Consider the following 15,660-nt stretch of genomic DNA (forward strand, 5'->3'; position numbering starts at 1 on the left):
ATGGTTATGCCTGGTGATAACGTTAAGATGGTTGTAGAGTTGATTGCGCCGATTGCGATGGATGAAGGTTTACGCTTCGCCATTCGTGAAGGTGGCCGTACCGTAGGTGCGGGTGTTGTGGCTAAAATTATTGAATAATTAATTAATCCAAGACAATGGCGAAAAGCCATTGTCTTTAATCAGAGGCAAATTAACATGGCTGGTCAAAAAATCAGAATTAGACTCAAAGCGTTTGATCATAAATTAATCGATCAATCTGCAGGCAGAATTGTCGATACAGCGAAGAGAACCGGTGCCCAAGTTCGTGGCCCGATTCCATTACCGACTAAAATTGAACGGTACACTGTATTAACATCACCTCACGTCAATAAAGACGCGCGGGATCAATATGAAATTCGTACGCACAAGCGCTTAGTGGATATCGTCGATCCTAATGATAAAACAGTGGATGCATTAATGAAACTGGATTTATCTGCAGGCGTTGATGTGCAAATCCAATTAAATTAGGAGTTGAAAATGTCATTAGGAATTATAGGTAAAAAAGTTGGAATGACGCGTGTTTTCAACGATAATGGTGAGTCTGTACCAGTCACAGTTATCAATGTTGAGCCGAATATTGTTGCTCAAGTTAAATCAATGGATACAGACGGTTATCAAGCCGTTCAAGTAACCACAGGTTCGCGTAAGCAATCAAAAGTCAATGCCCCGACTGCTGGTCATTACAAAAAAGCCGGTGTTGAAGCTGGTACCATTTGTAAAGAATTTCGTACCGATCAAGAATTTAAAGTCGGTGACGCTATTGAGCTGTCCATCTTTGAAGACGGGCAAAAGGTCAATGTCAGCGGCACCAGTAAGGGTAAAGGCTATCAAGGTGTCATTAAGCGTTATAACTTTCACATGCAAGATGCCACACACGGTAACTCACTGAGTCACCGGGCTCCCGGTTCAATCGGTCAGTGTCAAACACCCGGTCGCGTATTTAAAGGCAAAAAAATGGCCGGACACATGGGTGCTGAACAGGTCACCACCCGCAATTTGCAATTGGTTAAAGTGGATGCTGAAAAAGGCCTGCTGTTAATCAAGGGTGCCGTGCCTGGTGCTAAAAACAGCACTGTTGTGGTCAGCCCCTTAGCATAAACAGATTTTGGAGAATTATTGTGGAACTGACAGTATCAGGAAAAAAACAAAAAATTGATGTTTCAGAAGCTGTTTTTGACAGAGCGTATTCTGAAGCTCTTGTGCACCAGGTGGTGACCGCTTATATGGCCACGGGTCGTGCCGGAACCAAAGCGCAAAAAAACCGTGCTGCGGTAAGTGGTGGCGGTGCTAAACCTTGGAAACAAAAAGGTACAGGACGTGCCCGTGCGGGTACTATTCGCAGCCCGATCTGGGTAGGTGGCGGTAAAACATTTGCTGCATCACCGCGTGACTTTACCAAAAAGGTCAACACCAAAATGTATCGTGCAGCGATGAAAACCATTTTATCTGAGTTATACCGAAATGACCGTTTAGTGGTTGTTGATGGTTTAGATACAGACAATGGTAAAACCAAAGAAGGTTTGGCGTTGTTGGCAAAACATGATGCCAAGAAAGCTTTATTGATTGCGGCTGAACCCAGTGATAACTTGGTTCGCTCAACCAACAATATACCTTATGTGTATGTGACCAATGCTTTAGGGATTGACCCTGTTTCCTTGGTGGCAGCTGATAAAGTATTAATTACAGTTGATGCGATTAAACAGATTGAGGAGTGGTTAGCATGAGTTTAAATAATTTATACACAACTATTTTATCGCCGGTGATTTCCGAGAAATCAAACCGTGTTGGTGAGTTAGCTAATCAGTATGTTTTTAAAGTAGCTAAATCAGCGAATAAACAACAAATTAAATCAGCTGTTGAGCAATTGTTCAAAGTGAATGTTCTTGATGTTTCGGTATTGAATGTTAAAGGTAAAACCAAAAGTTTTCGTCAGAAAGCCGGCAAACGCCCGAATTGGAAAAAAGCCTATGTGCGTATTCAAGAAGATCAAATGATTGACTTTGGCGCCAAAGCTGAATAATTAGGAGAGTAACAGTGGCATTAATTAAACATAAACCAACTTCTCCGGGTCGTCGCGGTACCGTTAAAGTAAAACGTACCGGCTTATATAAAGGACGCCCCGAAGCCAGTTTGACCGAGAAAAAATCGAAAACAGGCGGTCGTAATAATAAAGGTCGCATTACTACCAGACACATTGGTGGCGGACATAAGCAAAAGTACCGTATCATTGATTTTCGTCGTAACAAAGATGACATCAGCGCCACGGTAGAACGCATTGAATATGATCCGAACCGTAATGCATACATTGCTTTATTAAAATACAGCGATGGTGAAAGACGTTATATTCTGGCACCTAAGGAATTAGAGCCAGGCATGCAAGTTGTTTCCGGTACCTCCGTAGGTATTAAAGTCGGTAATTGTTTGCCTTTGGACAATATTCCTGTTGGTACCATCGTTCACAATGTTGAAATGAAACCCGGTAAAGGCGGACAACTCGCTCGCAGCGCCGGTACTTCAGCGCGCTTAGTTGCAAAAGAAGGTATTTATGCCACATTGCGTCTGCGTTCCGGAGAAACCCGTAAAGTGCCGGCTCAATGCCGTGCCACTTTAGGTGTTGTTTCTAACAGTGAGCATAACTTAGAAAAAATCGGCAAAGCCGGTGCAAGTCGATGGCGCGGTATTCGCCCGACTGTACGTGGTGTCGCCATGAATCCAGTTGACCATCCGCACGGCGGTGGTGAAGGAAGGACCTCTGGTGGTCGTCACCCAGTTACACCTTGGGGCGTATCCACTAAAGGACATAAAACGCGTAAAAACAAGCGAACTGATAAGTTCATTGTACGCAATAGAAATAAGAAATAAGGTAGCATTATGCCAAGATCGCTTAAAAAAGGCCCTTTCGTTGATATCAGCTTATTGAAAAAAGTTGACAAGGCCGTTGCAGAGAATAGCAAAAAACCCATTAAGACCTGGTCACGTCGTTCCATGATTTTACCGGATATGGTGGGTTTAACATTGGCTGTTCATAATGGTAAACAACATATTCCCGTGTTGATTTCTGAAGAAATGGTTGGACATAAGTTGGGTGAGTTTTCCCCAACCCGAACATTCAGATCTCACGTGGCTGACAAAAAAGCTAAAAGGTAACAGACAATGGAAATTCAAGCTAAACTGAGAAGAGCCAATATATCGGCGCAAAAAGTGAGATTGGTGGCCAATCAAGTACGGGGTATGAACGTTGAGCAAGCTGAACAGCTGTTAACATTCAGTCCAAAAAAAGCCGCCCATATTGTTAAAAAAGCTTTGATGTCTGCGGTCGCCAATGCTGAGCATAACAATGGATTAGATGTTGATGAGTTATTCATCAGCGCCATATTCGTTGACGAAGGGCCGACTCTGAAAAGAGGGCGCGCACGCGCTAAGGGCAGAGGCACTCAAATTTTAAAAAGAACCAGCCACATCACTGTAAAAGTGGCTGAAGCATCGTAAGGGCAATATTATGGGTCAAAAAGTACATCCAATAGGTATCCGGTTAGGAATTTCAAAGCAGCATAACGCAAAATGGTATGCTGAAAGAGGTCAATTCGCTGATCAATTGGTCAAAGACATCAAAGTTCGCGACTATTTGCACAGTAAATTAGCCCATGCTTCAATCAGTAAGATTGAAATTGAACGTCCGGCAAAAAACGCCAGAATTACCATTCACAGTGCCAGACCAGGCATTGTTATCGGTAAAAAAGGTGAAGATATCGAAAAACTCAAAAACGAATTGTCAGCGATGATGGGTTTACCAACTCATATCAGTGTCAATGAAATTCGTAAGCCTGAATTAGATGCGTTTTTAGTTGCTCAAGGTATTGCGTCGCAATTGGAACGTCGAATTATGTTTCGACGCGCCATGAAACGAGCAGTGAGTAGCGCCATGCGCTTAGGTGCTTTGGGTATTCGAGTCGCCGTAGCTGGTCGTTTAAACGGTGCTGATATTGCCAGAACAGAATGGTACAGAGAAGGACAGGTTCCGCTGCACACCTTACGTGCTGACATCGATTATGCCACGGCTAAAGCCCAAACAACATACGGCATTATTGGTGTTAAAGTATGGATCTATAAAGGTGAAGTGTTTGACTTAGAACAACACGCGCAAGAAGCTGATAAAAAAGGCAACAAAAAATCTCGGGGTAAAAAATAATGTTACAGCCGAAAAGAACTAAATACAGAAAACAACAAAAGGGCCGAAACCGTGGATTGTCTACCAATGGTAACAAAGTCAGTTTCGGAGATTTTGGATTAAAGGCCACGACCAGAGGTTTATTGACTGCGCGTCAAATCGAAGCCGGTCGTCGTGCCATCACCCGTCATGTCAAACGTGGCGGTAAATTATGGATTCGAGTTTTTCCTGATAAGCCGGTCACCGCAAAACCAATTGAGGTTCGTATGGGTAAAGGTAAAGGTAACATCGAATTTTGGGCAGCTGCCATTAAGCCCGGCCGAGTCATCTATGAGATTCAAGGTGTTTCTGAGGAAGTGGCAAAAGCAGCTTTTGATAAAGCAGGTGCTAAGTTTCCTGTGCAAACAACATTCGTTAAACGGACGGTGATGTAATGCAAGCGAAAGAATTAAAAGATAAAGATCTTGCACAATTGCAGGAACAGCTGAACGGGCTTTTACAAAAGCAATTTGATTTGCGAATGGCTCGTGGTAACGGTCAACTTAACAAGATTCATTTATTGCGTGAAGTGCGTCGCGATATTGCACGCGTTAAAACCATTATGAATCAGGTAAGAGGATAATCCGATGGCAACAGAAACAAACAAGGTTAGAACAAAAAGTGGTATGGTGACCAGTAATAAAATGGATCAAACAGTGACCGTTTTAATTGAGCGCACCGTTAAACACCCACTTTATAAAAAGTACATCAAAAAGTCGACCAAAATTCATGCACATGATGCAGACAATAAATGTTCTGAAGGCGACTTGGTGAAAATTGCTGAATGTCGGCCCATTTCCAAAACCAAATCTTGGAAAGTGGTTGAAATTGTTAAGTCCACAAACTAAGAGGTACTGATTATGATACAAATGCAAAGTAAATTGTCAGCCGCCGATAATTCAGGTGCCAAACAGGTACAGTGTATTAAAGTGTTGGGTGGCTCAAAACGACGTTATGCCGGTATTGGAGATGTTATTAAGGTCTCTGTGAAGCAAGCGATACCACGTGGTAAAGTGAAAAAAGGCGAAGTTTATAATGCCGTCATTGTGCGCACCCGTAAAGGTGTTCGCAGAAGTGATGGTTCTTTAATTCGCTTCGACGGTAATGCCGTTGTCATGTTGAATTCAAAATTAGAGCCCATCGGTACGCGGATATTTGGTCCCGTAACCCGTGAACTCAGATCCGGTAACTTCATGAAAATTATTTCATTGGCACCGGAAGTTTTATAAGGAAACGATTATGAAAAGAATTAAACAAGGTGACGAAGTCATCGTAATCGCCGGACGCAGTAAAGGCCAAAGAGGCAATGTCCTGAGAGTCAAAAAAGACGGTCGTTTACTGGTGAATAATGTAAATACGGTTAAAAAACACGTCAAGCCTAATCCTCAAATAGAGGAAAAAGGTGGTATTAAAACCATGGAAGCACCTATTCATGCTTCTAACGTTATGCTGTATAATGCCGCATCCGGAAAAGGCGAACGCGTTGGTTTCAAAGTGACGGAAGACGGCCGAAAAGTGCGTGTTTTTAAGTCTAACGGCGAACAAGTTGACGCATAAAAGAGAATAATTATGGCCAGATTAGAAAAATATTACAAAGAAAAAGTTGTTCCCACACTGATGGAAACCGGTAAATTCGATAATGTTATGGATGTGCCGAAAATTACCAAAATCACCCTTAACATGGGTGTTGGTGCCGCAGTAGGGAATAAAAAGGTATTGACTCATGCAGCTGATGACATGGCAAAAATTGCCGGTCAAAAGCCAATAATTACCGAAGCTAAAAAATCCGTTGCCGGGTTTAAGATTCGTGATGGTTGGCCGATTGGTTGTAAAGTCACATTAAGACGGAAAAAAATGTACGAATTTTTGGATCGATTGGTGAATGTTTCGTTACCTCGGGTACGTGACTTTCGTGGTCTCAATCCAAAATCATTTGATGGTCGTGGTAACTATTCCATGGGTGTTAAAGAGCAGATAATTTTTCCTGAAATCGAATACGACAAAATTGATGAAATTCGTGGTTTGGACATTACCATTACCACCGATGCAAAAAATGATGAACATGCACGTTTATTGTTAGATCAATTTGATTTTCCATTCAAAGGCAGGTAATCAATTATGGCAAAGAAATCCATGGTCCAACGTGACTTAAAACGAGCAAGAATTGTTGCAAAATATGCTGAAAAACGTGCCGCATTGAAAGTTATCATTGCAGATCCGAACACCTCTTTTGAAGAGATGATGGCTGCACAAGAGGCATTGCAAAAATTACCCAGAAATTCTTCACCGGTGCGCATGCGTAACCGCTGTCAAATTTCCGGCAGACCGCGCGGTTATTATAGAAAGTTTGGTTTAAGCAAATTACAATTGCGTGAAGCTGCGATGCGTGGTGACATTCCTGGTTTAACGAAGGCCAGCTGGTAAGGAGAAGAATATGAGTATAAGTGATCCTATTTCAGATATGATCTGCAGCATCAAAAATGCCCAGGCTGTGAACAAAAAATTCACTGTAACACCTGCTTCTAAAATTAAGAAAGGCATTTTATCCGTTATGCAACAAGAAGGTTATATTCGTTCATTCGAAGCCGTTGAGAAAGACGGTCATCCTTATTTGCAGATAAACATTAAATATCACCGTAATCAACCGGTGATTGAAGAAATAAAACGAACCAGTAAACCCGGTTTGCGTCATTACCGTGGCAAACATGATTTACCACGCGTTGATTCCGGTTTTGGTACGGCCATTATTTCTACATCACAAGGTATCATGTCCGATAAAGCCGCCCGTGAGGCAGCCATCGGTGGTGAAGTGCTTTGTGTGCTTAAATAATACGGAGTATTACTATGTCAAGAATAGCAAAGCAACCGATTACCATTGCTGATAAAGTTGATGTCAAAATCAATGACCAGCAAGTTGTTGTCAAAGGACCCAAAGGTGAATTAACTTTTGATTTGCACCCGACCGTACAGTTGGAGCAGAATGACAACGAATTGACGGTTAAGGCAGCCCCTGAAAATATGTCAATGGCCGGAACCATGCGATCCATGGTGGCTAATATGATTGAAGGTGTTACCAATGGTTTTACTAAAAAGTTGCAATTGTCCGGCGTTGGTTATCGTGCCACTTTAAAAGGCAAAGACCTTGATTTAAGCCTGGGTTATTCACATCCTGTCGTTTATTCGGCACGTGAAGGTATTACTTTTGAAGTACCTACTCAGACAGAAATCGTGGTTAACGGTATTGATAAACAACAAGTCGGCCAAGTGGCAGCAGAAATTCGAGCCATCAGACCGCCTGAGCCTTATAAAGGCAAAGGTGTGAAATATGCTGATGAAAGACTATACAGAAAAGAGGCCAAGAAGGCGTAATGCTTTCTTGAGATAATCATGCATCAGAAAAATAGCAAAAGATTAAAAAAAGCAACCAAAACGCGGATTAAATTGCGACAGTTGGCCGTGCCTTCTTTAAGTGTGCACAAATCAAACCAACACATCTACGCGCAAGTATTTTCTGCAGACGGTTTAACGACATTGGCGTCTGCGTCTACTAAAGATAAAGGCCTAATAGCAGATGACAAATCAGGTTGTAATATTGAAGCAGCCCAAGCCGTTGGTAAAGCCATTGCGGAAAAAGCCAAAAAAGCCGGTGTTGAGTCGGTTGGATTTGATCGTTCAGGTTACCGATACCATGGCAAAGTAAAAGCTTTGGCTGAAGCCGCGCGAGAAGCCGGGTTGAAATTTTAAGACATTATTAGAGATATATTATGGCAGAAAGAGATCAAGGCGATAACTTAATGGAAAGATTGGTGACTGTTAACCGCGTAGCGAAAGTGGTTAAAGGTGGCCGTCAATTCGGTTTTGCGGCGTTGACAGTTGTCGGTGACGGCAAAGGTAAAATTGGTTTTGGTTACGGTAAAGCTAAAGAAGTACCGGTGGCTATTCAAAAAGCCATGGAGCAAGCCCGTAAAAACACCATTGAAGTTGATTTACATGGCAATACCTTATGGCATGCCACTAAAGCCAAACATTCCGGATCACGGGTTTACATGCAACCTGCATTAGAAGGTACCGGTGTTATTGCCGGTGGTGCGATGCGTGCCGTATTTGATGTGGTTGGTGTAGAAAACGTACTGGCTAAGTCACAAGGTTCAAATAACCCAATCAACTTGGTCCGTGCCACCATCAAAGGTTTGCAACAAATCACATCACCGGAATCAGTTGCTGCTAAACGCGGTAAAACTGTTGAGGAGGTAATGGAAAATCATGGCTAAAGCAAAGAAAGTGGGTCAAGTTAAAGTCACCCAAATTAAAAGCACCAATAAATCATTGGCTAATCATAAAGCCTGTGTTCGTGGTTTAGGTATTCGTAAAATACACCAATCACGCATTGTTGATGCCACCCCTGAAAACATGGGTATGATTCGTACAGCAAGTCACTTACTTGCCGTCGAAGAAGTTAAATAATCGAGGTTTATCATTATGAAATTAAATACCATTAAACCCGCTGAAGGCGCGACTAAAGTCGGCAAACGCGTAGGTCGCGGTATCGGTTCAGGATCAGGTAAAACCTGTGGTCGTGGTCACAAAGGACAAAAATCACGTTCCGGCGGATTTCACAAAGTTGGTTTTGAAGGCGGTCAGTTACCTATATTTAAGCGTTTACCTAAATTTGGTTTTACATCCAAAATAGCCGCTACGCGCGCTGAAGTATGTTTATACCATTTGAATGGCTTAGATATTAAAGAAGTTAATGTTGAAGCATTGATTGAAGCCGGTTTAGTTAAACGTGGCGTCACAAAAGTTAAAGTCATCAACACCGGACAGCTGGATAAAGCCATTACTGTATCGGGATTGCATGTGACTAAAGGGGCTCAAAAAGCCATTGAAGAAGCTGGTGGGAAAGTAGCGTAACTATGTCAAGCAGACAAGAGCAAGTTGAAAAACTATTAGGCAACAAAAAAGGCCTGGGCGAACTGAAAAGTCGAATTCTGTTCGTGATTGGAGCCTTAATTGTTTATCGCATGGGTACCTTTTTACCGGTACCCGGTGTAAATCCGCAGGTATTGGCTGATCTGTTACAACAAAACTCCGGCGGCTTATTGGACATGTTCAATATGTTTTCTGGCGGTGCTTTAGGTCGCTATTCGATATTTGCTTTGGGTGTGATGCCATATATTACTGCATCCATTATTATGCAAATCTTGGGTCATACCATGCCAACTTTGCGTGAGTTAAAGAAAGATGGTGAGACCGGTAAGCGTAAAATAACGCAATACACCCGATATTTCACCATTGCTTTGGCAGGATTTCAGGCCTATAGTATTTCCTACTCATTACAAAAGTTAGGTTTTGTTGGTGCTTCTCCGGTCGTACCAACCCCCGGATTTGGATTTTTGTTTACAGCCACCATCTCGTTAACCGGCGGCACCATGTTTTTAATGTGGTTAGGTGAGCAAATTACTGAACGAGGTATTGGTAACGGTATTTCTCTGATTATTTTCGCCGGTATTGTGGTGAATTTACCAAGTGCCGTGTTTTCAGTATTCCAAATGGTTAGTGAAGGTCAATTAAACGCCTTAACCGCCATTTTCTTACTGTTGTTGGCACTGGGTTTAACCACCTTCATCGTTTTTGTGGAACGTGGTCAGCGTCGTGTTACCATGCAATTTGCCCGTCGTGGCGGACGACAAGCCACCCAAGCTCAGACATCATATTTGCCCATGAAAGTGAATATGTCAGGTGTTATTCCACCTATTTTTGCGTCTTCCTTGGTGTTGTTTCCTGGTACCATAGCCAGCTTTGCCGGTCAAAACGAAGGCTTTGAATGGCTGACGGATTTATCACAACAATTGTCCCCTGGTAATACATTGTATATGGTGTTTTACGGTGCGTTGATTGTGTTCTTTACTTATTTTTATACAGCGTTAACCTTTAACTCAGATGAAACGGCTGATAATTTAAAACGACAAAGTGCAGTTATTCCAGGAATTAGACCCGGTAAACAAACAGCTAATTACTTAGATGGTGTGTTGAATCGTGTCACTTTGTGGGGTTCTATGTATTTATTGGGTGTATGTTTACTGCCTGATGTCATGAACTCTATGTTGTCTGTGCCATTTGCCTTAGGCGGTACTGGCTTATTGATTGTTGTTGTGGTGGCCATGGATTCTATGGCACAGCTTCAAAACCACTTGGTTTCACAACAATATGAATCTGTCATGAAAAAATCGGACATTAAAAATTACCGTCGATCATCTTCAAAGATTAAACGTTAATAACTTTAAGAATGCCATTTGCATACAATTATATTGTGTGCAAATGGTTCATAACACAAAGTTCAGTGCCTAGTTAAAAAATAGATGGCATTGTGCGTTGTGTTGTATTATAATTTGCGCCCTTTTTTGGGCAAAATAGAAGGTATTTACCTAATTTTGTGTAATAGAAATTGGCATCTGCCAGTTTTTGAGGAACAGGAGTAGAACATGGCTCGTATTGCGGGTGTAAACATTCCAGTTAATAAGCACACTTGGATAGGCTTAACCAGTATTTATGGTGTTGGCCGAACCAAAGCTTATGAACTTTGTGAAAAAGCAGGCGTTGATCCTGCCAAAAAAGTCGGTGAACTTGACGAAGACGCCTTAGATAAGTTGCGCGCTGAAGTGGGTAACTTAACAGTAGAAGGTGATTTACGTCGGGAAGTATCTATGGACATTAAACGTTTAATGGACTTGGGTTGCTACCGTGGATTAAGACATCGTCGCGGCTTACCTGTTCGTGGTCAAAAAACCAAGAACAACAGCCGTACCAGAAAAGGTCCTAAAAAACCAATTAGACGTTAATTTTTTGCATATCCTCCGGATATCAGATAGAGAATTGTAATGGCAAGACCACAAAAAACTAAGAAGAGAATAAAAAGAACTGTTGTTGACGGAATCGCTCACGTACACGCGTCGTTCAACAATACCATCATCACGATCACAGACAGACAAGGTAATGGTTTGTCGTGGGCAACGGCTGGTGGGTCTGGATTTAGAGGTTCAAGAAAAAGCACTCCGTTCGCAGCACAGGTAGCCGCTGATAAAGCTGGCCAGGTGGCTGTTGAATACGGAATGAAAAACATTGAAGTTCGTATTAAAGGTCCAGGTCCAGGTCGAGAATCATCTGTCAGAGCGTTAAATGCCCTCGGTTTACGTGTTACCAACATCGTTGATATTACACCCATTCCTCACAACGGTTGCAGACCACCGAAGAAGCGTCGGGTATAGGAGAATAACATGGCAAGATATTTAGGTCCAAAATGTAAATTAGCCCGTCGTGAGGGTGTCGATTTAATGACAAAAAGCCCTGCACGTGCGATTGAAACAAAATGTAAATTAGATGTGGCTCCCGGTCAACATGGTTTAGCTGCTAAACGTAATAAGCCATCTGATTACGCCTTACAGTTACGCGAAAAACAAAAAGTTCGCAGAACCTATGGCATCTTAGAAAAGCAGTTTGTTAACTATTATAAAAAGTCGGTACGTCAAAAAGGCGCCACCGGTGAAAACTTATTAAAATTGTTGGAAACCCGTCTTGATAACGTGGTTTACCGCATGGGTTTTGCTGTTACTCGTAACGAAGCCCGTCAATTGGTCAGCCATAAATCCATTATGGTAAATGGTCAAGTTTGTAACATCCCGTCTTACGAAGTTAAAGCCGGTGATGAAATTGAAGTTCGTGAGAAATCCAAAAAGCAATTGCGTATTAAGCAAGCGCTTGAGTTGTGGCAAGAAATGAACTTGTTCGCTGATTGGGTTACTGTTGATGGTAAGAAAATGAAAGGTGAATTTAAATCGGTTCCTAACCGTGATGATTTACCGGCAGACATTAACGAAAACCTGATTGTTGAGCTGTATTCTAAATAAACTAATAACGAGGATTTATCATGTCTGACATACTTGCTAAATTATTGCGCCCGAAAGTTGTGGACGTCGATGAACGTTCTGACTACAGCGCAAAAATTACAATAGAACCATTAGAACGCGGTTTTGGACATACCCTTGGGAATGCTTTTCGACGGATTTTATTATCCTCAATCCCGGGTTGTGCCATCACTGAAGTTAATATAGACGGTGTTCAACATGAATTTTCAACCATTGAAGGCGTCAGCGAAGACGTGGTCGAAATTCTGTTAAACCTGAAAACTCTGGCATTTTCAATGCCGGATCGAGACCAAGCCGAATTAACCCTAAAGGCATCTAAAAAAACCATCACCGCAGGTGATATCCAATTGCCAGATGGTGTTTCAGTGGCCAATCCTGATGTGGTTATTTGTCACTTAGACAAAAAAACCAGCCTTAACATGACCATGAAACTTGAAAAAGGTGTGGGTTATGAACCGGCAGCCAATCGTCAAACCGGTGAAGAGTCTCGACCCATTGGTCAGCTGTTATTGGATGCCAGTTTCTGTCCTGTTAAGCGTGTTGCTTATACGGTTGAAAACGCCCGTTTGCAGCAGAAGACTAATCTTGATAAACTGATTTTAGACATTGACACAGACGGCTCTATGTCAGCTGAAGAAGCGGTTCGCGTTGCGGCTCGTATCTTGGTTGAACAGTTGGCCATCTTTATCGACTTCAAGATTGAAGCCACGGTTGAAAAAGAAGAAGAGGAAGAAAAACTCAATCCTATCTTACTTAAACCAATCGATGAGTTAGAGTTGACAGTACGTTCAGCCAATTGCTTAAAAGCAGAAAATATTCAATATATTGGTGATTTGATTCAACGCACAGAAGTTGAACTGTTAAAAACCCCGAACTTAGGTAAAAAATCACTGAATGAAATCAAAGGTGTACTATCGGAAATGGGTTTAACCCTCGGAGTACGACTAGACAACTGGCCGCCGGCAGCAATCAGAACTGCTGAGCGTCTAATCGGATAAGGACAGTATCATGCGTCATAGAAAATCAGGTAGAAAATTAAATAGAAACGCATCGCACCGTAAAGCGATGTTCAAAAACATGTCAGCATCACTGTTTGAGCATGAGCTCATTAAAACCACAGTTCCTAAAGCCAAAGAACTGCGTCGCGTTGCCGAGAAGTTAATCACATTGGCTAAAGTTGATAATGTGGCTAACCGTCGTCGTGCCTTTGCCAAACTGCGAAGCCCAAGCATTGTGGCTAAACTGTTTGATGAGTTGGGGCCGCGATATCAAGAACGCCCCGGTGGTTATTTACGTATTTTAAAATGTGGTTTTCGTGCCGGTGACAATGCCCCAATGGCTTATGTTGAACTGGTCGATCGTCCCATTAAATCAGCTGCAGTAGAAGTGGCCGGTGATGATGAATAACGATTAAACTTCATGGTTTCAAAAAAACCCGCTTTTATGGCGGGTTTTTTTGTTTATGAGGGTTTAAAAGGTAACATTTTTAGGTATATTTTGCTAATCTATCACTTTACTTGAATTGTCTTAAACCGTGAGCAAAAATCTTTTTAGACTAATAACCTTATTGCCATTTCTGTTATGTGCAGGACTGATCGCTTATGCCCTATACGTCGAGCATGTTGATTTTTTAATGCCCTGTAACCTCTGTATTTTGCAACGTGTGGTCTATATTGTCATCGGTGCAATATTCCTCATTGCTGCTTTTAAACCGACCTTATATTGGGGGCGTAAATTAGTTGGCATACTGGCATTGATTATTTCAGCCATCGGTATTGCCATCAGTGGCAGACATGTTTGGATGCAAAGTTTGCCCGCTGATCAGGTACCTGATTGTGGACCCAGCTTACAAATGATGCTGGATTCTTCACCTTTATTAGACGTATTGAAATCAGTACTCAGTGGCTCAGGTAACTGTGCAGAGATACAATGGCAGTTTCTTGGCATGAGTATGCCCACCTGGTCTTTAATCATGTTTATCGGACTGTTTATATTCAGCCTTCTTTGGATGTTCTTACGAGTAACCACCCATGAAAACACAAACCCAACAAAATAAAAATACGATGTGGCAGGTTGACAGCTGGAAAAATAAAACCATCCGTCAACAACCTAAATATCCCGATCAATCAGCACTCGATGGGGCGTTAAATACACTCGCTACTTTACCGCCATTGGTGACCTCTTGGGAAATCATTCGTTTAAAAAAATACTTGAGCCAAGTGGCTGCCGGTAAACGTTTTTTGATTCAAGGTGGTGATTGCGCCGAAAGCTTCGACGATTGTCATTCGACAATTATATCAAATCGTTTAAAAGTTTTAATTCAGATGAGCCTGGTTATTATTCACGGCTGCAGAACCCCGGTGGTTAGGGTAGGCCGTTTTGCCGGCCAATATGCCAAACCCCGCAGTGCAGATATGGAAACCCGTGACGGCCAGTCATTACCCTCATTCCGGGGTGATATTGTCAATCAAAATACCTTTGATGAAGCTTCCCGTATCCCTAATCCGGATAACATGCTAAAAGCCTATCACTATTCAGCCATGACCTTGAATTTTATACGTGCACTGGTGGATGGCGGTTTTGCAGATATCAGGCACCCTGAATATTGGGACATTGCTTGGGTAAAACATTCTAAAAATGCCGATAAATTTAAAGATTTAGTGGCTAAAATTACTGACTCAGTGAGGTTTGCTGAAGTTTTGGTGGGTCGCGAAGTCAACAACCTATCAAGTGTTGAATTCTTTACCGCTCATGAAGCGCTGCATTTGCATTATGAACAAGCCTTAACCCGTCAGGTGCCGCGACAAACCGGTTACTTTAATCTCGGTACCCATTTCCCCTGGATTGGCCTCAGAACCAATCAGATTGACAGTGCCCATGTGGAATTGTTGCGCGGTATCGAAAACCCAATTGGTGTTAAAATTGGTAAAGAAACAGAATCTGATCATTTAATTGATTTGTGCCATACCCTCAATCCAAATAACGAAGCCGGTAAACTCACGCTGGTACACCGCTTCGGCGCCGGCAACATCGAAGATAATTTACCCAGGCTCATAAAAACCGTGCAAAAAGCCGAGTTAAATGTGGTCTGGTGCGCTGACCCCATGCACGGCAATACCGAATCCACTTCCAACGGCTACAAAACCCGACGCTTCGAAAATATCTCAAAAGAAGTCGAAGAATCCTTCCGCGTTCATAAAGACAACGGCTCACACCTTGGCGGTGTTCACCTGGAACTCACCGGCGAAAACGTCACCGAATGTCTCGGCGGCGCCCGCGCTCTTCAAGAAGCTGACCTCAGCCGTGCCTACACCACCCAGGTCGACCCCAGACTCAACTACGAACAAGCCCTCGAACTGGCGTTTTCGATTAAAGATTTTTATCATCAGTGAATAGTTTTAAAAGATTGATAAAAAAGCCATGCTTTTGCATAGCTTTTTTTGGATGTCGTGCATGCTAATGTAAATGCAGAATAATTGATTACTTATTATC

30 protein-coding genes are annotated in these 15,660 nt (G+C 42.3%); all 30 read left to right on the forward strand.

What is annotated here, in order from left to right; translation table 11 throughout:
- The coding region (locus tag OS173_RS12370) for an EF-Tu C-terminal domain-related protein (protein WP_456085719.1) at window positions 1–138 on the forward strand (138 nt) is incomplete at its 5' end.
- Window positions 139–195: 57 nt separating this feature from the next.
- Window positions 196–507 (forward strand): 30S ribosomal protein S10, encoded by a 312-nt coding sequence (gene rpsJ / locus OS173_RS12375; RefSeq protein ID WP_188365428.1) that lies wholly within the window; start codon window positions 196–198, stop codon window positions 505–507.
- A 9-nt stretch (window positions 508–516) separates the two neighbouring features.
- Window positions 517–1,137, forward strand: a complete 621-nt coding sequence (rplC, locus tag OS173_RS12380) for a 50S ribosomal protein L3 (RefSeq protein WP_267184604.1) — start codon at window positions 517–519, stop codon at window positions 1,135–1,137.
- A 20-nt stretch (window positions 1,138–1,157) separates the two neighbouring features.
- Complete coding sequence (gene rplD, locus OS173_RS12385) at window positions 1,158–1,763, forward strand: 50S ribosomal protein L4 (RefSeq protein ID WP_267184605.1); 606 nt, start codon at window positions 1,158–1,160, stop codon at window positions 1,761–1,763.
- Window positions 1,760–2,059, forward strand: coding sequence for a 50S ribosomal protein L23 (gene rplW / locus OS173_RS12390; protein WP_267184606.1), 300 nt, complete (start codon window positions 1,760–1,762; stop codon window positions 2,057–2,059). Before rplD ends, rplW begins: the two co-directional genes overlap by 4 nt.
- 14 nt (window positions 2,060–2,073) lie before the next feature.
- A complete protein-coding gene (rplB, locus tag OS173_RS12395) occupies window positions 2,074–2,901 on the forward strand; it encodes a 50S ribosomal protein L2 (protein WP_267184607.1) in 828 nt (275 codons plus the stop codon).
- A 9-nt stretch (window positions 2,902–2,910) separates the two neighbouring features.
- On the forward strand, window positions 2,911–3,186 hold the full coding sequence (gene rpsS, locus OS173_RS12400) for a 30S ribosomal protein S19 (RefSeq protein WP_267184608.1): 276 nt from the start codon (window positions 2,911–2,913) through the stop codon (window positions 3,184–3,186).
- A gap of 6 nt (window positions 3,187–3,192) precedes the next feature.
- Window positions 3,193–3,528, forward strand: a complete 336-nt coding sequence (gene rplV, locus OS173_RS12405; protein ID WP_267184609.1) for a 50S ribosomal protein L22 — start codon at window positions 3,193–3,195, stop codon at window positions 3,526–3,528.
- 10 nt (window positions 3,529–3,538) lie between these two features.
- Window positions 3,539–4,228, forward strand: coding sequence for a 30S ribosomal protein S3 (gene rpsC / locus OS173_RS12410; RefSeq protein WP_267184610.1), 690 nt, complete (start codon window positions 3,539–3,541; stop codon window positions 4,226–4,228).
- Window positions 4,228–4,641: a 50S ribosomal protein L16 gene (rplP, locus tag OS173_RS12415; protein ID WP_267184611.1), complete on the forward strand. Its 414-nt coding sequence runs from the start codon at window positions 4,228–4,230 to the stop codon at window positions 4,639–4,641. The genes rpsC and rplP overlap by 1 nt, the downstream gene beginning before the upstream one ends.
- Window positions 4,641–4,829 carry a 50S ribosomal protein L29 gene (gene rpmC, locus OS173_RS12420; RefSeq protein WP_267184612.1) on the forward strand — a complete coding sequence of 63 codons (189 nt, stop codon included), beginning with the start codon at window positions 4,641–4,643 and terminating at the stop codon, window positions 4,827–4,829. Before rplP ends, rpmC begins: the two co-directional genes overlap by 1 nt.
- Before the next feature lie 4 nt (window positions 4,830–4,833).
- Window positions 4,834–5,094 (forward strand): 30S ribosomal protein S17, encoded by a 261-nt coding sequence (gene rpsQ, locus OS173_RS12425; protein ID WP_267184613.1) that lies wholly within the window; start codon window positions 4,834–4,836, stop codon window positions 5,092–5,094.
- A gap of 12 nt (window positions 5,095–5,106) precedes the next feature.
- The gene (rplN, locus tag OS173_RS12430) at window positions 5,107–5,475 is read left to right on the forward strand and encodes a 50S ribosomal protein L14 (RefSeq protein ID WP_267184614.1); all 369 of its coding nucleotides are present in this window, start codon (window positions 5,107–5,109) and stop codon (window positions 5,473–5,475) included.
- Window positions 5,476–5,482: 7 nt separating this feature from the next.
- Window positions 5,483–5,803, forward strand: a complete 321-nt coding sequence (gene rplX / locus OS173_RS12435; RefSeq protein WP_456085720.1) for a 50S ribosomal protein L24 — start codon at window positions 5,483–5,485, stop codon at window positions 5,801–5,803.
- A gap of 9 nt (window positions 5,804–5,812) precedes the next feature.
- Window positions 5,813–6,358 (forward strand): 50S ribosomal protein L5, encoded by a 546-nt coding sequence (gene rplE / locus OS173_RS12440; RefSeq protein ID WP_456085721.1) that lies wholly within the window; start codon window positions 5,813–5,815, stop codon window positions 6,356–6,358.
- A 6-nt stretch (window positions 6,359–6,364) separates the two neighbouring features.
- On the forward strand, window positions 6,365–6,670 hold the full coding sequence (gene rpsN / locus OS173_RS12445) for a 30S ribosomal protein S14 (RefSeq protein WP_267184617.1): 306 nt from the start codon (window positions 6,365–6,367) through the stop codon (window positions 6,668–6,670).
- A 10-nt stretch (window positions 6,671–6,680) separates the two neighbouring features.
- Complete coding sequence (rpsH, locus tag OS173_RS12450) at window positions 6,681–7,076, forward strand: 30S ribosomal protein S8 (RefSeq protein WP_267184618.1); 396 nt, start codon at window positions 6,681–6,683, stop codon at window positions 7,074–7,076.
- A 14-nt stretch (window positions 7,077–7,090) separates the two neighbouring features.
- On the forward strand, window positions 7,091–7,615 hold the full coding sequence (gene rplF, locus OS173_RS12455; protein WP_267184619.1) for a 50S ribosomal protein L6: 525 nt from the start codon (window positions 7,091–7,093) through the stop codon (window positions 7,613–7,615).
- A 15-nt stretch (window positions 7,616–7,630) separates the two neighbouring features.
- Entirely contained in the window at window positions 7,631–7,990 is a 360-nt protein-coding gene (gene rplR, locus OS173_RS12460) for a 50S ribosomal protein L18 (RefSeq protein ID WP_456085722.1), read from the forward strand.
- 20 nt (window positions 7,991–8,010) lie between these two features.
- On the forward strand, window positions 8,011–8,517 hold the full coding sequence (gene rpsE, locus OS173_RS12465; protein ID WP_267184621.1) for a 30S ribosomal protein S5: 507 nt from the start codon (window positions 8,011–8,013) through the stop codon (window positions 8,515–8,517).
- Window positions 8,510–8,710 (forward strand): 50S ribosomal protein L30, encoded by a 201-nt coding sequence (rpmD, locus tag OS173_RS12470; RefSeq protein WP_407659824.1) that lies wholly within the window; start codon window positions 8,510–8,512, stop codon window positions 8,708–8,710. Before rpsE ends, rpmD begins: the two co-directional genes overlap by 8 nt.
- A 15-nt stretch (window positions 8,711–8,725) precedes the next feature.
- The gene (gene rplO, locus OS173_RS12475; RefSeq protein ID WP_267184622.1) at window positions 8,726–9,157 is read left to right on the forward strand and encodes a 50S ribosomal protein L15; all 432 of its coding nucleotides are present in this window, start codon (window positions 8,726–8,728) and stop codon (window positions 9,155–9,157) included.
- 2 nt (window positions 9,158–9,159) lie between these two features.
- Complete coding sequence (gene secY / locus OS173_RS12480; protein WP_267184623.1) at window positions 9,160–10,521, forward strand: preprotein translocase subunit SecY; 1,362 nt, start codon at window positions 9,160–9,162, stop codon at window positions 10,519–10,521.
- A 207-nt stretch (window positions 10,522–10,728) separates the two neighbouring features.
- Complete coding sequence (rpsM, locus tag OS173_RS12485) at window positions 10,729–11,085, forward strand: 30S ribosomal protein S13 (protein WP_267184624.1); 357 nt, start codon at window positions 10,729–10,731, stop codon at window positions 11,083–11,085.
- A gap of 39 nt (window positions 11,086–11,124) precedes the next feature.
- A complete protein-coding gene (gene rpsK, locus OS173_RS12490) occupies window positions 11,125–11,511 on the forward strand; it encodes a 30S ribosomal protein S11 (protein WP_267184625.1) in 387 nt (128 codons plus the stop codon).
- Window positions 11,512–11,520: 9 nt separating this feature from the next.
- Window positions 11,521–12,150: a 30S ribosomal protein S4 gene (gene rpsD / locus OS173_RS12495; RefSeq protein WP_267184626.1), complete on the forward strand. Its 630-nt coding sequence runs from the start codon at window positions 11,521–11,523 to the stop codon at window positions 12,148–12,150.
- Window positions 12,151–12,170: 20 nt separating this feature from the next.
- Window positions 12,171–13,166: a DNA-directed RNA polymerase subunit alpha gene (locus OS173_RS12500; protein ID WP_267184627.1), complete on the forward strand. Its 996-nt coding sequence runs from the start codon at window positions 12,171–12,173 to the stop codon at window positions 13,164–13,166.
- A gap of 10 nt (window positions 13,167–13,176) precedes the next feature.
- Window positions 13,177–13,575, forward strand: a complete 399-nt coding sequence (gene rplQ, locus OS173_RS12505; protein ID WP_267184628.1) for a 50S ribosomal protein L17 — start codon at window positions 13,177–13,179, stop codon at window positions 13,573–13,575.
- A 127-nt stretch (window positions 13,576–13,702) separates the two neighbouring features.
- Window positions 13,703–14,224: a disulfide bond formation protein B gene (locus OS173_RS12510; RefSeq protein ID WP_267184629.1), complete on the forward strand. Its 522-nt coding sequence runs from the start codon at window positions 13,703–13,705 to the stop codon at window positions 14,222–14,224.
- Window positions 14,199–15,560 (forward strand): class II 3-deoxy-7-phosphoheptulonate synthase, encoded by a 1,362-nt coding sequence (locus OS173_RS12515; RefSeq protein ID WP_267184630.1) that lies wholly within the window; start codon window positions 14,199–14,201, stop codon window positions 15,558–15,560. The genes OS173_RS12510 and OS173_RS12515 overlap by 26 nt, the downstream gene beginning before the upstream one ends.
- Window positions 15,561–15,660: the final 100 nt, after the last annotated feature.

This window comes from Marinicella gelatinilytica, from assembly GCF_026410405.1.
Classification (GTDB): Bacteria; Pseudomonadota; Gammaproteobacteria; order Xanthomonadales; family Marinicellaceae; genus Marinicella; species Marinicella gelatinilytica.

Excerpts from the sequence above, each read along its gene's own strand:
- rplN (WP_267184614.1), top strand. The coding sequence starts at position 5,107 with ATGATACAAATGCAAAGTAAATTGTCAGCCGCCGATAATTCAGGTGCC.
- rpsC (WP_267184610.1), top strand. The coding sequence starts at position 3,539 with ATGGGTCAAAAAGTACATCCAATAGGTATCCGGTTAGGAATTTCAAAG.
- rpsN (WP_267184617.1), top strand. The coding sequence starts at position 6,365 with ATGGCAAAGAAATCCATGGTCCAACGTGACTTAAAACGAGCAAGAATT.
- rpsD (WP_267184626.1), top strand. The coding sequence starts at position 11,521 with ATGGCAAGATATTTAGGTCCAAAATGTAAATTAGCCCGTCGTGAGGGT.
- rplV (WP_267184609.1), top strand. The coding sequence starts at position 3,193 with ATGGAAATTCAAGCTAAACTGAGAAGAGCCAATATATCGGCGCAAAAA.
- rplC (WP_267184604.1), top strand. The coding sequence starts at position 517 with ATGTCATTAGGAATTATAGGTAAAAAAGTTGGAATGACGCGTGTTTTC.
- rpsH (WP_267184618.1), top strand. The coding sequence starts at position 6,681 with ATGAGTATAAGTGATCCTATTTCAGATATGATCTGCAGCATCAAAAAT.
- rpmD (WP_407659824.1), top strand. The coding sequence starts at position 8,510 with ATGGCTAAAGCAAAGAAAGTGGGTCAAGTTAAAGTCACCCAAATTAAA.
- rpsK (WP_267184625.1), top strand. The coding sequence starts at position 11,125 with ATGGCAAGACCACAAAAAACTAAGAAGAGAATAAAAAGAACTGTTGTT.
- rplO (WP_267184622.1), top strand. The coding sequence starts at position 8,726 with ATGAAATTAAATACCATTAAACCCGCTGAAGGCGCGACTAAAGTCGGC.
- OS173_RS12500 (WP_267184627.1), top strand. The coding sequence starts at position 12,171 with ATGTCTGACATACTTGCTAAATTATTGCGCCCGAAAGTTGTGGACGTC.
- rplQ (WP_267184628.1), top strand. The coding sequence starts at position 13,177 with ATGCGTCATAGAAAATCAGGTAGAAAATTAAATAGAAACGCATCGCAC.
- secY (WP_267184623.1), top strand. The coding sequence starts at position 9,160 with ATGTCAAGCAGACAAGAGCAAGTTGAAAAACTATTAGGCAACAAAAAA.
- rpsS (WP_267184608.1), top strand. The coding sequence starts at position 2,911 with ATGCCAAGATCGCTTAAAAAAGGCCCTTTCGTTGATATCAGCTTATTG.
- rplP (WP_267184611.1), top strand. The coding sequence starts at position 4,228 with ATGTTACAGCCGAAAAGAACTAAATACAGAAAACAACAAAAGGGCCGA.
- rpmC (WP_267184612.1), top strand. The coding sequence starts at position 4,641 with ATGCAAGCGAAAGAATTAAAAGATAAAGATCTTGCACAATTGCAGGAA.
- rpsM (WP_267184624.1), top strand. The coding sequence starts at position 10,729 with ATGGCTCGTATTGCGGGTGTAAACATTCCAGTTAATAAGCACACTTGG.
- rplF (WP_267184619.1), top strand. The coding sequence starts at position 7,091 with ATGTCAAGAATAGCAAAGCAACCGATTACCATTGCTGATAAAGTTGAT.
- rpsQ (WP_267184613.1), top strand. The coding sequence starts at position 4,834 with ATGGCAACAGAAACAAACAAGGTTAGAACAAAAAGTGGTATGGTGACC.
- OS173_RS12515 (WP_267184630.1), top strand. The coding sequence starts at position 14,199 with ATGAAAACACAAACCCAACAAAATAAAAATACGATGTGGCAGGTTGAC.
- rpsJ (WP_188365428.1), top strand. The coding sequence starts at position 196 with ATGGCTGGTCAAAAAATCAGAATTAGACTCAAAGCGTTTGATCATAAA.
- rpsE (WP_267184621.1), top strand. The coding sequence starts at position 8,011 with ATGGCAGAAAGAGATCAAGGCGATAACTTAATGGAAAGATTGGTGACT.
- rplW (WP_267184606.1), top strand. The coding sequence starts at position 1,760 with ATGAGTTTAAATAATTTATACACAACTATTTTATCGCCGGTGATTTCC.